12 protein-coding genes are annotated in these 15,000 nt (G+C 59.2%); 5 read left to right on the top strand and 7 right to left on the bottom strand.

What is annotated here, in order from left to right; all coding sequences use genetic code 11:
* Positions 1–105 precede the first annotated feature (105 nt).
* From ASE82_RS05120 to ASE82_RS05100, 5 genes are all read right to left on the bottom strand, one after another.
* Positions 106–1,230, bottom strand: a complete 1,125-nt coding sequence (locus ASE82_RS05120) for a hypothetical protein (protein WP_156348773.1) — start codon at positions 1,228–1,230, stop codon at positions 106–108.
* 137 nt (positions 1,231–1,367) lie between these two features.
* Complete coding sequence (locus tag ASE82_RS05115; RefSeq protein ID WP_056059818.1) at positions 1,368–3,590, bottom strand: GumC family protein; 2,223 nt, start codon at positions 3,588–3,590, stop codon at positions 1,368–1,370.
* A 14-nt stretch (positions 3,591–3,604) separates the two neighbouring features.
* On the bottom strand, positions 3,605–4,360 hold the full coding sequence (locus ASE82_RS05110) for a polysaccharide biosynthesis/export family protein (RefSeq protein ID WP_235524594.1): 756 nt from the start codon (positions 4,358–4,360) through the stop codon (positions 3,605–3,607).
* Positions 4,357–5,739, bottom strand: coding sequence for an O-antigen ligase family protein (locus ASE82_RS05105; RefSeq protein ID WP_082441258.1), 1,383 nt, complete (start codon positions 5,737–5,739; stop codon positions 4,357–4,359). Before ASE82_RS05105 ends, ASE82_RS05110 begins: the two co-directional genes overlap by 4 nt.
* Positions 5,740–5,752: 13 nt before the next feature.
* Positions 5,753–6,130: a hypothetical protein gene (locus ASE82_RS05100; RefSeq protein WP_156348772.1), complete on the bottom strand. Its 378-nt coding sequence runs from the start codon at positions 6,128–6,130 to the stop codon at positions 5,753–5,755.
* Between the two features lie 1,312 nt (positions 6,131–7,442).
* On the opposite strand from ASE82_RS05100, the gene ASE82_RS05095 reads away from it, so the two are divergent.
* Complete coding sequence (locus ASE82_RS05095) at positions 7,443–8,648, top strand: glycosyl hydrolase family 28-related protein (protein WP_056059811.1); 1,206 nt, start codon at positions 7,443–7,445, stop codon at positions 8,646–8,648.
* Here ASE82_RS05095 and ASE82_RS05090 read toward each other — a convergent pair.
* Positions 8,638–9,255, bottom strand: coding sequence for a sugar transferase (locus ASE82_RS05090; RefSeq protein ID WP_056059809.1), 618 nt, complete (start codon positions 9,253–9,255; stop codon positions 8,638–8,640). The genes ASE82_RS05095 and ASE82_RS05090 overlap by 11 nt on opposite strands.
* A 324-nt stretch (positions 9,256–9,579) precedes the next feature.
* On the opposite strand from ASE82_RS05090, the gene ASE82_RS05085 reads away from it, so the two are divergent.
* The 4 genes from ASE82_RS05085 (at position 9,580) to ASE82_RS18740 (ending at position 13,862) form a co-directional block, all read left to right on the top strand.
* Positions 9,580–10,905, top strand: coding sequence for a hypothetical protein (locus ASE82_RS05085; protein WP_156348771.1), 1,326 nt, complete (start codon positions 9,580–9,582; stop codon positions 10,903–10,905).
* 13 nt (positions 10,906–10,918) lie between these two features.
* Positions 10,919–11,662 (top strand): glycosyltransferase, encoded by a 744-nt coding sequence (locus tag ASE82_RS05080; protein ID WP_056059806.1) that lies wholly within the window; start codon positions 10,919–10,921, stop codon positions 11,660–11,662.
* Positions 11,659–12,972, top strand: coding sequence for a lipopolysaccharide biosynthesis protein (locus ASE82_RS05075; RefSeq protein ID WP_056059804.1), 1,314 nt, complete (start codon positions 11,659–11,661; stop codon positions 12,970–12,972). Before ASE82_RS05080 ends, ASE82_RS05075 begins: the two co-directional genes overlap by 4 nt.
* A gap of 119 nt (positions 12,973–13,091) precedes the next feature.
* Positions 13,092–13,862, top strand: coding sequence for a glycosyltransferase family 2 protein (locus tag ASE82_RS18740; protein ID WP_082441256.1), 771 nt, complete (start codon positions 13,092–13,094; stop codon positions 13,860–13,862).
* Between the two features lie 98 nt (positions 13,863–13,960).
* Here the strand turns inward: ASE82_RS18740 and ASE82_RS05070 are convergent.
* A protein-coding gene (locus ASE82_RS05070; protein WP_443025070.1) for an IS630 family transposase occupies positions 13,961–14,859 on the bottom strand; the annotation gives its coding sequence in 2 pieces (ribosomal slippage) (positions 13,961–14,562 and positions 14,562–14,859; 900 coding nt in all).
* Between the last annotated feature and the right edge of the window lie 141 nt (positions 14,860–15,000).

The following is a 15,000-nucleotide window of genomic DNA, read 5'->3' as shown; positions in this document are numbered from 1 at the left end:
GTCCTCGCGCTACCAGCTTGCTCATCTTCATGACGGTGGCGAACCGGCGAGCTTACTGGTGGGGACGTTCCAGAAGATCAAAGTACAAATGGGGCACTACTGTGCTCAACGCGCGCCTTGTGTAGGTGCTGACAACACGACCCGATTTATCTGTCCCGAGGTGCCCCCGATCGCATCGGAAGCCTGAGCGAAGAGCGTCAGCGTCTGCACTGGGCAGTTCGAGGAAACCTGCAGCGGTCCGGCAAACACGCCGCCTGCCTGCGCAGAGTTGGGGACCACCACGCGACCGAGCTCGCGCCCGTCGCTGCGGCAAGTGAGCGTCCAATAAGGGAGCGCGCGTGCATCCTGTGCTATCCCGCTGCTGTGGCCGGCAAGACGATAGGTTCCAGGCGGCAGAAGTTGGACTTGTTGGAGGACCGGCCCGCCGATGCTCGCAGGTGCGGAGAATTCAAACGTTCCGCCATCGCGCGTGCGCTCGATCGAGGCGCCGATGCTGTTGTCGTTTAGCGTTATCCAGTCGAACTGCGACGGCGCCTCGAGCAATGCCGTAAACTGCGGGTCGCGCGCACGGGTGCGGATCGCGCCGGGGCGGACAGCGGCATAATAGCGCCACGCTTGGTCGGTGTTACCGGCATCGAGAAGTAGGTTGATGATTGAAGTTTGTGCGCTGCCAGGAATGGTGACACCGCGCGCCTGCAGGCCCATGAACAATGCCACAGTGCTCTGCGGATCGTCTTTCTGGGCCGCAGCATAGCGGACGTAACTGTTTAGCCAAGGCGGCTTACCCTCGAGCCTGCGCACCAGTGCTTCGCGGATCAAGGGATCGCGCGAGGCTTGTTTCAGTACAGGGTAGAGCAGATCACTCATCTGCGGCTTGGTGCGCAGTGCGATATCGTACCAGCGAAGCGCACTACCGATGTCGCCGCGCCCGACCGCGTCCTCAATCGACCACAATTGTGTCGTGGTGTTGCGACGTGAGAGCATTTGCGAATAAGCGAGTAGGCGTCGGGCGTAGGCGGTGTCGCTTCGCGCCACAGCAACGACGCCAAGTGTTGCTGCAGCCAAAATTGCGGTCGGATCGCGGCGAAGCGCCGCGCTCGACAGTACCTCCGCCTCCTTGCGCGTGATTGCAGTAATGCCTGGCGTAATCAGGGAGGCTGCATGGGCGGCGATCAGCCGACCATCATATGAGACGATTGAGTCGGCCGCTTGGGGTCGCGACCTGCTCACAACATGTGCGACCGAGAAAGCGACACCCTGATACCCCAAGACGGCGACGCCGCAGGCTAGCGCGACGCGACCAGCCCATTGGCGGCTCGATCGCCGTCCGCGACCTGAAAGATGCGTCCGGGACCGCATAAGGAGGCTCAGCCCTGGCCCTTGGCGTCATCCTTCGCGCGCCCATAGCCATAGCCATATTCATAGCTATTACCGTAGCCGGCACGGCGCGCTTGGAACTTGGTGAGCACGCCGCCAAAGATACGTACGTTAGCGGCCTCAAGGCGCCGCAGGGCAGTCTTCACCTGCGTCGCACGGATACCATGAGACTCGACCGCATAGACGACACCCTCCACCTGCGCGGCAATCAGCGGTGCGTCGGCAAGACCCATAACCGGCGGACTATCGATAACGACATGATCGTAATCCTCAAGCAGTCGGTCAATCAGCGTCGTGAGGCGGGTGCCTGTCAACAACTCCGCCGCGTTGGGTGGGATCGGGCCAGCGGACATCGCAGTAAGTCCGAGATCGGGCATCTGGAAGGTCAGTGGTTCGATGCCTTCCTCGCCAGATAGGAAATTGCTGAGGCCACGCTCGTGCCCGACATTTCCGAAATGATGAATCGAGGGCGAGCGCATGTCGCCATCGACGATAATCACCCGTTTGTTGGCCCGCGCTAGCATCGTCGCAAGTGCGAGAGCAGTGGTCGACTTGCCTTCCGCAGGGCGCGTCGAAGTAACGGAGAAGGAACGCGGTGCGCCATGCTCGGTCGTAAAGCCTAGGTTAGTGCTTATCGCAAGGTAAGCGTCGACAAGATCCGACTTGCGGTCGAGCAGATCGTCGCGTGGCTCGCGATCCTCATCGACCTTGGGCACCGAGCCAAGTAGCGGCAGCCCAAGCTTGCGCTCCACCTCGCTGGGATTGCCGAAGGCTTCGTCCATCTGCTCAAGTGCGAAAGCTGTAACCGCGCCGAGTGCAAGGCCGCCTAGCAGGGAGATCAGCAGGTTCAGGAATAGACGCGGGCTCGATGGCTTCTGCGGCTCATCTGCAGTGTCTACCACGGAGATATTATTGACACCGACGCCATTGGCGATGCCGATCTCTTTGTACCGTTGGAGAAGTCCGTCGTAGAGAGCCCGGTTGGTATCAACCTCCTGTTGGAAAATATTGTACTGAATGGAGCGCCTACGATTATCGAGATAGCTTAACTTGAGCTGATCTACTTTTGCCTGAAGTGCACTCTCGCGTGCGGCTCCGGCCCGATAAGCACCCTCAATCGATCCCTTTACGCGTGACTCTTCGCGTCCGATTGCGCGGTCGAGCTGGTCGATCTGCGACTTTAGCGCCTGTGCAGCCGGATAGCCTGGCTCAAACTGAACCATCATCTGCTGATATTGCGCAGCAAGTTCGGCGCGGCGCTGGCGCAGATTATTGATCGCGACGTTGCCAAGCGCTTCGCTCGAGGTGCCACCGGCACTGCCCGACCGGTAGCGCGCCTCCGCTTCGATCCGGTCGGCGGTTGCCTGTGTAAGCGCCGTATTCAGCGCAGCGAGATCATCTGCAACGATCGATCGTTCGGCGGTTGGCCCGCCAGCCGTGCTGCCGGTCTGCGCGGGGAGATTGATAATCTTTTGCTGCAACGCATAGCGGACGAGTTGGCGCTGGCTTTCGTCAAGTCGCTGCTTCTGGAGCCGTAACTGCCGCTCGAGCAGGTTGCGACCATAGGAGGTAGCCTGCACCTTGCGTTCAAGATTAGTCTGGATGAAGTTTTCTGCCCACGCATTAGCTACACGCGCTGAGAAAGCAGCTTGCGGGCTAGTAAATGCAATATCGACGAGGCGAGAAAGCCGGGTGGGATCGACCGACAGGTTCTGCAGCAAAATCTCGCCCGCTACACGTTGGCGCTCGGCGCGGCCCGCTGAAGTGTAGCGGTTGTTGGTCAGGTCGAATGCCGGGTTCTTATCTTTCGTCCCGAACATCTTAAAGAAATCGGGATTGTCAACGAGCTGCAACTGGGTTGCCACGCGCTCGGACAGAGCACGCGATTTCAGCAGGCCGTACTGGGTTTGGTAGAATTCTTGGTCCGCGACGCTGGTGTCGCGCTCGACCGCCTGAATGTTGGTAACCTGCGATGCTTCGCGCGCGATCTCAACGGTCGCCGTCGAGGTGTATTTCGGCGTCATAAGCAAGGTGACGATGAGGCCGAGTACGATGCAGGCGACAGTCACGCCGATGATGACGTACTTCCAGCGCAAGGCGATACGCAGATACGTTTGAATTATAGGCGGCCGCTCGCTCTCCACTGATTGGGGCGCCATTGTCGTACCATTCCCAGCAAAACCGTATTGCAGGTCTGACATGATAACATTCATACGCTCGTCAAACCTTAATTTAGGACAGCGATCAGCGGCGCGGCAAGAAGCGGTGCCAGCGACACGATATCGCGGAATCGGCGTCGCGCCGGGCTATCGCCGACCACGACGATATCGTTGGCGTAGATCGCCGGGTCGGCATAGGCTCCGCGTCGGATCGCATCGATATTGTAGAGCCCCGCCATCTTGCGTCCGTTTACAGTGCGCAAGATTACGACCTCTTCCTGCTTGGCGAATTCGGATAGGCCCTTAGCCGACGCGATTGCGCGTAGCAGCGTCATCTGGTTGGTTACCGGGTATAGTCCAGGCTCGGTGACCTGCCCATCCATGGTAACAACCTGACTGACCGAGCTCTTGATATTCACCGTCACGTCCGGGTTACGTACATAGCGTCCGCGCAGTGCACTTTCGATCGTTTGCGAGAGCTCCCGCGCGGTGCGTCCACGCGCGTCGATCGTACCGATCAGTGGCATCGCGACCTGCCCACCCGCATCGACCTGCACTTCACGGCTGAGGTCAGGGACATTGAATACATCGATCTGGATCGTGTCTAGCGGACCGATCAGCGACTGGCGATCGGCCGCGGTCAAGTCGGGCCGCTCGGGCGGAGGTAACGCCGCGCTGTCTTGAATGACCGTAAGCTGACCGGTCGAAACTAGCGGTTGCTGATGCGCACATCCCGTAAGGGCGCCGATCACCAAGAGGGCGGGACAGATCTTGCGCATACGCGAAAAAGTTACTCTGGAGGCGGGAACAGGAAAAAAGCTCATAGGTCGCGGCCCGTCGATGGTAAAGGTGCTTTTCCCATAGCGTGGCTCACACGCTCTGCGCCTCCGAGCCAAATCGCCGCGATGGTCGTCATCGCCATGATGATTGGCGTGCGCGCGGGATAATCAACGATGCTCGCAAGCATGATCAGCAGCAACGTGGCCGAGCCGAGCTTGGGCAATACCGCATCGGCGCGCCAAGCTCCGATACTTCGCCACAGCCACCAGCCGATCGCGGTGACGAGCAGAAGAAGCCCGGGTAACCCGGCGGTGAGGACGATTTCCAAAAGGTCGTTGTGAGCATGGTTGAAATAGGTCGGTTTCAGTAGCCCGAACGGCTCGTGAATGCGGAAAATAGGATCGAAGCTTCCCAACCCGCTGCCGAACGGGAAATAGGTGCGGATGATTACCAGCACTATTGGAAGACCGCGGGTGCGCATGTCTTCGCCTGTGTCCATTTCGACGAGGCGATTCAACGATACCGCGCGGTCCGTCGCGACGCTAGCGAGCACGAAGATCGCAATCAGTGTGATGACCCCGATGCCGATGGCGGGCAGCGTCCAGCGCGGGTAGTGACGTAGGGCCGACTTTACGCCGCGTCGAGCGATAGTCAGCCCCAGCAAGAGCGCGACTCCCCCAAGTGCGATGCCGGCGCGCGATCCAGATGCTAAGATTGTGAGGACGAACAGCGGGATGAGGCCCAGCGCGATTGGCGCACGCACTCGCGACGCACTACCGGCCTCCACTCCCCATACCGGCGCGATCAGCAGCCCGATCGCAAGGAAAAGAGCGAAATGGTTGCGGTTGGCGATCAAGCCGTCGACTGCCCCAGCCGAGCCGTTGACGAGCGGGTTGATCAGTTGGGCGCCGGTGAACTGGAGCAGCCCGACCAACAACGCAAGGCCGATCACCGCCAGGACTAGGACAGGGGTAAAGCGTTTCTGGTCTTCGCGCATGCTCGTTGCAAGCACTAGCACCGCTAGCGGCGTAACTAGGGAGAACATTGCGTTCACCGTCGCGCCCGGCACAAGCGATAAAGGTCGCCATAAATCAGGCGGCGATATCAAGGGATTGGTGAACGCTGCGCGACCCGGCAACGCGCGCCATACGCCCGGGGGTAAGGGTACCAGCTGCACCACGCATAGCAGTATTGCCGCGAAGAGGAACAGCGTCGCTCCTTTCGCTTTCGCGATCTGCGGACCACGCGCGACCAGCACTGCTGCTAGGATCGCGATCCACGACGCGGCGCGTGTGACGATCTGGCCGACTACGTCCTCGCGCGATGCCCCGCCCGCCAACCACAAGATAAGGAACAGCGCTGCCAGCAGCACTAAGGAGATATCGGGGCTGAACCGGGGCCCCCGTAAACGTGAAATGGCCATGTGTACCCCTAGCTCATCGATCGGCGCGAGCGTCGCCGCGTGGCGGCCCTGCAGTGGTCTGCGACGACGCTTCAAACGCCTGCGACGTGTCCGACAGAGCGGATGTGGATAAGGGCGAAAGCGTCGTCTTGGTGCCAACGCGCGTGTTGTCAGTCGACTTTACTGCGAACGCTGCAGCTGGATTGTTGGTGCTGTCGGTGCGGTAGCGCTCAATGCGAAGGCTAAGGCGTGTTTCGAGACGGCTGTTGACCCGGTTGTTGATGCGCTTGGGGTTGAGGTTCGTAGGCTCGCCTTTTGCATTGAGCCTCGCGCCATAAGCGGTCGTGGTATCGCGCGCCGTGCGCGTCTGCGCGTCCACTGCGGTGCCGAGCGATGAGGCCGTGATCGCCAACGCTGCGACGACAGCAAAGCGCCGACTGGTCTGCACCCATCCGGTTCGAGATATGTCCTGTCGCCTCATTCTTGTCCATTATCGCGCCTCGGAGGCCGCGTCACGGTCTAAACGGCCTGCGTCAGCGAGGTAGACCACCGACATGCCGCCAAAATGTTACGAGGTCGTAATTTCGACGGGGAATAGTTCCTGCCTGACATCGCGCTACGGTCTGCCCATACCGTGTTAGCTCCGTTCGCCACGCCCGTCCTGCTCGCGATCAGCGCCGTGCCCGACGCCTGAGCGCTTCTTTGGGTTTTTTGCTGCGACAGTCCGCAATCCACATCCGCGACGCGTATACACCGTGTTCCCATATGCAGGATGGGGGTGGCGTACGACTTTGCACGATGCGTGGGTCGTGACTTTGAGCACTTGAACAGATCAGGCGCTTCGCATCTCTGCATGGATCGAAGAACTGATGCGCGGCATCGCCCGACCGTCGAACAGGGGCTCGTTGCGGTCCGCCACGTCTTCGAATGGTTGATCGCCGTACGGGTCGTGCCCGCCATTAATGTCCGTGATATCTATGCGTGGACGTTTCAACAGCTGAGCAGCGGACGCCCGTCATAAGGGAAGGGGGCTGTCTAACCCTGCGAGAGTAGACTGGCGCCATTCCCTATCGGAGAGTTCCGGTGCGGTCCCGTCGCGTAGCGGCCAGTTGATCCCGGCACTGTCCTACGTGATCCCGCCATCCGCTTGCGATGCGTAGGGTCGGTGCATTTGTCCATGACCTCGCAATCGGGCTCGAGCGTCAGAAACCATGTGCAAAGCCGACGGGGTTGAACAGCTGGTCACCATTCTCGGCGCGAAGCTTGGTACCGGCTCACCGCCCGTAGGTCTGCGATCCGTTCCGCACATTCACAGCGACGTCGGAGGCGCTTCCGTGGATGCAGCGGACTAAACACCTAGCTTACCCTGCTCACGCAGCTGCGTCTGGAGACGCAGCTCGTGCCAGGTAAACGCGGCCGTCAAGAGGGAGTGGTTGTCCAGGGCGAAAGTCACGTCGATGCCATGCGCAGCGAGCGCTTCGCGATTGTAGGTTTCGGTTAAACCAGCTGCGTGCATCGTCGTGGCGGCGGGGAAGGATAAACCGAACAGGCAAAGGCATGGTGCGTCCGTAGTCCAGAAGCAACTTTCTGGTAACGAGGGGCTTAATACCGGATTAATCTGACGAGGCGTTAGGCGCCTTGCGCCGGGCACGTTAGGAGTTTTTCTTTAATGACAATCATGGACCTTGCAACAAATGGCCGAACGATGCCCTCGGATATAGTTAATGGATAAACAGCGGCGGCGATTGATTGGTGGTGCGTCCGGTTTGATCGGGATGAGCGCGGTTAGCGTGGCACAAGCCGGGATCGGGCAGGGTTCCGACCTGCCTCCCGATCCGCGTATGCCTTTTGTGTCCGTTAACGCCTTTGGCGCACGCGGTGATGGCGTGGCCGACGACGGTGACGCACTGCGCCGTGCACTCGCTTGGGTCGGGCAGGTCCATAGCGACAGCGGCGGCGCGGCACCGAGACTGTATGTGCCCGCTGGAACCTATGCCTACGACAGGTCACCGAACTTTGCGGTCACCGCGTTAGCGCTCGACTGCGCACCAGGTGTAACATTCCACCATCGCGGTACAGGGCCTGCTTTCGTGCTTGATGGTGGCGCGCAGGATAGTGGAGCGTACCGCATTTACATCTTGGGCATGCCCACGGTACGAGGCAACGCGCATACCGATATCGGCGTGGACGTGCGTGCGGTGCACCATTCGGTGATTACTGCAAATATACGCGATTGTGCGGTTGCGGTGCTGCGAACGCGGTGGGCCGTCGCGACTGAGTTCCGTATTCGGGCCAGCGGACTGGGGATCAACGGGCACAACCCCGTCCCGGTTGACGGCTTAGTTCTGGGAGCGCGCAATCACTCAGAGGGTACGTCAGACTGCCTTTTTCACCTGCCGATCATCGAGCAGGTGAGCAACATTGGCATTCGCTTGGTTGAGGCGGGCAACTGCACCTTTCTGTCCGGCACCAGTGAGGCAAATGGCGTTGGGGGCGTCCACGTTGGCGCGGCCTCGAACGGCAACACTTTCATCGGACTCGACCTTGAGTTCAACGGGCAATACGGTCTTCGCTGTGAGGGGCAGCGCAATGGCTTTATCGGCACCTATGACGACAAGGCTTCAAGTTTTGTAGGCACAAGCAATTGGGTGCGCGGTAGCTTGTTTAATGCTCTGTCGAATGACGGCGATGGAAATGCCTTCGAGGCGCTATCCTATGCAGCCGCTGGCGGGCGATTCAAGGATACGGGGAAGAACACTCGCCGCTTCATGATGCGCGATCTGTCGACGGGGCGGGTCGATCCCGACTATTTTGGCGGTGCGGGCGACGTACTGGCAAAGCCTGTTGGCGGCACTGTTCGCGACGTGGAGGCTAGGCGGGCGATCGAAGCGTTGATCGCGCGCCTGACAGCTCTTGGTCTCAGCGGGTAACGCCGGGGGGCGGGGGCTCATCACCACTGCCAAACGACGATATTGGCCGCTTACCCGACATTGCGGCGTCACCGCGCCCCTTGCCGGTCGCGGTGGCCAACAGCAGCGCCAGATCGCGGTGCAGCGACCACGGCGCCAAATAGGTAGCGTCCAGTTCTGCCAGGGTGGCCGGGGTGGACATGTCCACCCCGGCCACCTGTGCGGGTCCGGTTATGCCGGGCCGCAGCCCGAACACGCCGCGCTTGTCACGCTCCTCGATCAATTCATGCTGCACCGGCAGGCACGGACGCGGGCCAACCAAGCTCATGCTTCCTGTGAGAACGTTCAGAAGCTGCGGCAGCTCGTCTAGCTTTAACCGTCGGAGCCAGCGGCCGCTGGCGGTGATCTGCGCAGCGCCGACCTCGTGCGAGGCAATGTGCGAGGTATCGGCACGCATCGTGCGCAGTTTGACCAGCCGGAATGGTCGCTTATCACGACCGACGCGGCGCTGCACGAACAGTGGCGTCGCGCGCGTGTCCAGATATACAATCGGCAACACGGCCAGGCACAGCAAAGCGGCTGGAACCAGTAGCGCAAGGCACACGATGAGGTCAAAGGCTCGCTTCACGGTTTGCTTCCTATACGGGCGAGTTGGTCAGTAGCATTTCGTTCAGCACGCATGGTCGCTGCCGTCAATGAAAGCGGGGAACGCTTGCGCTTCGGAACATTGCGGCATACGGCCTCTCATAACGGCAGGAGCAGTCTGCCGAAGCCAATTCAGTGAGCGCGCCGTGCTTAAAGCCTTAATCAAGCCTACCGTTAAATCGGTCGGTGTCGAAATAAAACGGCTGCTGCCAACAAGTAATTTTGGCCTGCGGATTGTGTGGGTTATCGTTGATGGCAGGTATACCCCAGTCTTCGGCGAAAGTACAAATATTGGCATACAGGCGACATGAAATACCCTTCGGCTGTCCTTAATCGAGCTGAGACCGTTTACCGGTTTGTCGTTTCATCCGATCGTGTTGCGCTTACCCGTTTTCGTCCAGCCTTCTTGCCGGGCAGTGCACTTCATTATCTGGTCTTGCTGATCCTAGCGGTTTTTCCCTTTCAGTGGCTTGGTCTGGATGTTGGCACCTCAAAATTCGATGTCTCGAATATCGCCTTCTACATGTTTGCCGTTCTGATCCTGTTTAACGGAAATAGTATCCAATGGAGTAATGCGTTCAAACTATTCTTTGTTACTTATATCACTCTTGAATGTATTATGTTCTTGGTGGGCCCTGCAACGCTCCCTCGGTTTGCCTCGGCGTTTGTCTGCCTTTCTACTATCCTTGTGGTATTTGGTTCGCGTAATTCGCTACCTATAAATGCAAAGCCTGCTTTTTATATCGTCCTCATTGGGGTCGGGTTGGTAGCTGGCTCCATTCTCTTCGGCTATCTGGTGCAGGGGCAAGATCGTCCGGCAGGATTGATGGCGGAGCCCAGCGTTGCCGGTCTCATATTGGTGGGGACGACGGCAGGTCTTCTACTCTCTTCGCGCTGGGCGCCTACCCGGACCAGGGCGCGGCTATCGATTTTAGGGGGGGTGCTGTTCTTCGGCGTTTCTTTCTTTACGAAATCGACGCATATCCTTTCGTTCGTGGTTGCGTTGACATCGCTGGGCCTACTGTCGCGGTCGATCAACCTGCGCACCTTGATCCTAGGCGGAATCGCAATGGGGGTGCTCTATTGGCTGTTCACCTACGATCCACATTATCATAGCCGGATCGACGTGCAGGACGCCTCGTCGAACCTATCGCTGCTGTCTTGGCTGCAAGGCTTCGATCAGATGGTCGCCTCGTTTTGGCGCTATCCGCTGGTTGGTGCGGGCCTTGGCGGAACGGGCCAGTTCGAGTTCTACTCGCCCTATTCGGCCGAGCTAGCCTTTCTTGGCTTGAGCGAGCTCAACCGCCAAGATGCCTTCTCAGGGCTGTTTCGAATTACTATTGAACTGGGCCCAGTATTAACGGCCGCTGTGCTGTGTGGCATCGGTTCCCGCCTGCTGCAGCTATGGCGGGCGACCGGCAGCGGATTGCTGCCGGTATGCGAAGAATCGCAAGCCCAAGTATTTCTATTCACCTTTGCCTTTACGCTGGTGTTCGGGGTGCTCTTGAAAGAGCCAACGTATTCACGCTCCCACTTTGTGGTGGGGGCATTACTCTTCTCCATCGTGCCGCTGCGCTCGGTGATCGATGTGCCACAGTCCGTGGTGCAACGGATTGCTGGCAACGGTCGCTAGGGTCATTCGTACAATGCTTAGCGTTTCTGTCGTCAGTCATGGGCAAGGCCCACTCGTTGCCGCGCTGCTCGGCGATCTCGTCGAGATCGCACGAGTCACGCCGCTGGAGGTCATCCTGACCAACAATTTACCCAGCGGAGGCATAACAGAGTTGCCGACAGGACTGTCGGGCCAGATCATCGACAATCCGGTCCCACTTGGTTTCGGGCATAATCATAATCAGGCGTTGGCGCTGGCACGAGGCACGCACGTGTGCGTGTTGAACCCTGACATTCGTCTAACCGAAAACCCGTTTCCTGCGTTGCTGCGCGAAGCTGATCGCACAGGAGTGGGACTGGTCGCGCCAGCGATCCTGTCTGCGGCGCTGGCGGTTGAGGACAGTGCACGTCGTTTTCCGACGCCTTGGTCATTGCTGCGCCGGCGCACGGGCGGTGACGACGGTCGCTACCGCTACGCGCACGGGGACGCACCGACGCCGGTCGATTGGGTTGCGGGAATGTTCATGCTTGCCCGCACCGAAGCGTATCGCGCGGTGGGTGGGTTCGATCAGCGTTATTTCCTCTATTGCGAGGACATCGATCTCTGTGCGCGAATGTGGCGCTCGAGACGATCGGTGATGCTATGTCCCGCGGTTGCGGCCATTCATGACGCACGCCGCGACAGTCACCGTCAAATGAAATTCCTGCGCTGGCACGCCGCAAGCTATCTGCGCTATTTTGCCACCCATTGGCTGCGTCCTGTGCGGCAGCAGCAATGATTAGCGTGCGCGCGCGACTGGCTGGGCTGCGGCGCCTGGGCGGGCAGGGCCGGCAGGGCATATGGGCAATGGCGGAATATCTCGCCTACCCGGCGATGATGTTCGTGGCGACGCCGATCTACCTCAAGCTGCTGGGGTCCGAACAATACGGCCAGTGGCTGCTGCTCTTGGCCTTCAACGGCTTTGGCGGGGTCGCCGGGTTTGGCATGGGGACGGTGGTAGTTCGCGATGTATCGGAACAGCACGCCCGCGGTGATGTCGCGGGGGCGATCGCAGCGGTGCGGAACGGGCTAGCGTTGACGCTGATTACCACCACTGTCCTGTGCTCTGCGATCATCATCGTGGGGATAACCGACGGACCGGAATTATTGAAACGGATGGGCTCGTCCGCGACGGTTGGGATGTTGTTCTATGGCGCGGCGGGGCTGATCGCGTTGGAACAAATCGACGGAATTTTTGTCGCCGCGTTGCGTGGATTGGAACGGTTTGACTGGTCGGCACGGGTCGAGATTGGTAGCAAGCTAGCCACGATTACCGCCGCGGTGACTGCGGCTTGGGTAACTCATCAGCTAAGTGCGGTGATACTGGCCACGCTGGCGCTGACGTGCTTACGTACTACCATCAAGGCAACCATGGTCTCGTACCTGATGGGGTCCGGGCCGTTGCTTCCGGCATGGGATCCTCGGCGCATCAGGGGAATGCTTTCGTTCGGATTGTGGAGCTGGGCGCAAATGATTGGTGGAACGCTCTTCGGCACGGTTGACCGCTTCCTGGTCGGCGGGATGCTTGGGGCGAGCGCGCTAGCCACATACAGCGTCTGCATACAGCTAGCCCAGCAGGTTCACGCCGTTCCCGCTGCGGCGGGACAGATCCTGCTGCCGCGCATCAGCCGCATCGATGACCGGCGTCACATCACCTCGATCACCGGCCGCGCTTTCGTAGTCGTTGCGCTTATGACAGGAGCGATTGCCCTGCCGCTATGCATTTTCAGTCACGATATCCTTCGCCTGTGGGTTGGTAGCGCGATCGCGGATCGCGGTGCCGGAATCCTGCGCGTTACCGTTATCGCCTATATCTGCATGGCCCTGAGCAGCGTTGCCTATTACGTGCTTTTAGCGATGGGCAAAGCGCGATCGGTTGCGCAGATCAGCTTAGCCGGTGGTTTGATCTCATTAGCGACTACGTGGTTCCTTATAAAGCATCTGGACTTGACCGGCGCAGCGCTCAGCCGCGTTGCCTACGGCCTGCTAATGTGCCTGATGATCGTCGATCTGGTGCGGCATCTACGAAAAGACCCAGAGCGGGAATAAGTTGAACTAGTACTTGAGCTATCAACACCGCCTGGATTGGTATTCTTTGCAAAATAACTGATGCCACATTACAAATCGATATAGTGCAGCGTTTGCAGGGGATGGGTTATTAAATAGCTATGAATAGTAATAATTCTAGAAGATTTTCTGAGGTCGCCCCAGTAGTATCGCTTATCATAGCATGCTTTAATGCATCTTCGACACTATCCGACGCTATTATCAGCGTTTTGACCCAGGGTAGGGGCGATGTTGAGCTAATTGTAATAGATGGCCAATCAACCGATCGCACAATTGATGTCATACGGCGTTATGACGCGCAGATAGACTATTGGATAAGTGAGCTCGATAACGGTATTTATCACGCTTGGAACAAAGGTGTACGTGTAGCACGTGGGAGCTATATCTGCTTCCTTGGAGCAGATGACATTCTTTTGCCTGGCGCGCTAGATGCGTACGCACGGCAGATTGCGATGTCGCCCGAGGCAGAGTTCTTGTCTTCGCGTGTGCGCTACGGTGAAGGTGAGCATGCGCCAATAATAGGATTGCCTTGGCGATGGAAACAATTCCGCCGTTATATGACGACAGCGCACGTCGGCTCCATGCATCGGCGTTCTCTGTTCGATCGGGTCGGCTTGTACGATGAGAGTTTCATGATCACCGGCGACTATGAACTGCTTTTGCGTGCCGGCCACACTCTGAAAACCGCCTTTTTAAACGTCATTACGGTACAAATGGGCGTGGGCGGGATTAGTTCAGGGCGGTCCAACCGCGTTTTTCTTGAAACAGCGGATGCCAAGCGGCGTCACTCAGGGCTTCCCGCTTGGATTGTTACAGTTGATCGATGGCGTGCGACCCTTGGGTTTCGCCTCCGGGGCCTGCTTAGCCGATGAACAGGTGTATGATATGAACTCATGGTAGCACGCCATGAGACAAGTTCCGCATCAGGCGATTGCAACTGCGCCATAGTCACGACTAGAGCGGTTTCTGATCAGTCTGCATCGTAACCAGCGGCTGCGAAATAGTTCGAGCATTCCTGGGGCGAGTAAAGGTCGACGATACGGCCGATGGCATCCCAGAGGCCGTGGATGGTCCGCTCGGCCGCCTTTCGCAGGTGTGCCTTCAGTTTGGAGAAGGCCATTTCGATAGGGTTGAAGTCCGGGCTGTAGGGCGGAAGGAACAGGAGCCGGGCACCTGCGGCTTCGATGGCCGCGCGCACGGCTGGCACTTTATGGCTGGATAGGTTGTCCATGATGACGACATTGCCCGGTGAGAGTTCGGGCACCAGCACGCGGGTCACGTATGTGGTGAAGGCATCGCCGTTCATCGGCCCGTCGAGAACCCAAGGTGCGATCATGCCCGTACGGCTCAGGCCAGCGACGAAGGTTTTGGTTTTCCAGTGCCCGTGCGGCACGCCAGCCCGCAATCGTTCGCCACGTGGCGCTCTGCCATAGCGACGCGCCATGTTCGTCGATGCCCAGGTCTCATCGATGAAGACGAGCTGCTCGGGATCGAGATCGAGCTGACCGTCGAACCATTCCTCGCGCCGCGTCAGGATGTCGGGGCGGTCTTGCTCGGTCGCGTGCGCGGTCTTTTTTTGCGCGTGATCCCGCGCCGCGCGAAGAACCGCCATATCGTGCCGAGTGCGACCTCGGTACCGTGATCAGCCAAGAGCGCCTGCAACTCGGCCAGAGTGATGTCGGGCGTCGCCTTGTAAGCGTCCAGGATCAACCCGGCATGCGCCTCGATCCTCATCGAGCGTCGATCGCCACCCTGCTGCTGTGGCGCCGGCGTCCCGTGCTGGTTTGCAAGCTGCTGCCACCGGACGGCGCTGGCCGCGCTGACACCGAACCGTACCGCAGCCTGCCGACGCGACAGACCACCAGCGATCGCCGCTACAACTCTATCCCGAAGATCTACCGATAATGCTCGTGAGGTGGCCCCCTAAATGACCTGACAGGGCCCCGCTCTTAGATAAGAGTGAGGCATATGACTGACGGTACGACCAGGCGTTACAACGATGGCGAGGTT

Origin of the sequence: Sphingomonas sp. Leaf230 (assembly GCF_001421745.1) — a bacterium.
Taxonomy (GTDB): Bacteria; Pseudomonadota; Alphaproteobacteria; order Sphingomonadales; family Sphingomonadaceae; genus Sphingomonas.
Note: the sequence above shows the minus strand (reverse complement) of the source record. Positions and strands in the feature narration are given on the sequence as shown.

What these genes read in the sequence shown, in the direction of transcription:
- ASE82_RS05115 (WP_056059818.1), bottom strand. Translation starts at nt 3,590, where the DNA reads ATGAATGTTATCATGTCAGACCTGCAATACGGTTTTGCTGGGAATGGT.
- ASE82_RS05110 (WP_235524594.1), bottom strand. Translation starts at nt 4,360, where the DNA reads ATGAGCTTTTTTCCTGTTCCCGCCTCCAGAGTAACTTTTTCGCGTATG.
- ASE82_RS05105 (WP_082441258.1), bottom strand. Translation starts at nt 5,739, where the DNA reads ATGGCCATTTCACGTTTACGGGGGCCCCGGTTCAGCCCCGATATCTCC.
- ASE82_RS05095 (WP_056059811.1), top strand. Translation starts at nt 7,443, where the DNA reads ATGGATAAACAGCGGCGGCGATTGATTGGTGGTGCGTCCGGTTTGATC.
- ASE82_RS05085 (WP_156348771.1), top strand. Translation starts at nt 9,580, where the DNA reads ATGAAATACCCTTCGGCTGTCCTTAATCGAGCTGAGACCGTTTACCGG.
- ASE82_RS05080 (WP_056059806.1), top strand. Translation starts at nt 10,919, where the DNA reads ATGCTTAGCGTTTCTGTCGTCAGTCATGGGCAAGGCCCACTCGTTGCC.
- ASE82_RS05075 (WP_056059804.1), top strand. Translation starts at nt 11,659, where the DNA reads ATGATTAGCGTGCGCGCGCGACTGGCTGGGCTGCGGCGCCTGGGCGGG.
- ASE82_RS18740 (WP_082441256.1), top strand. Translation starts at nt 13,092, where the DNA reads ATGAATAGTAATAATTCTAGAAGATTTTCTGAGGTCGCCCCAGTAGTA.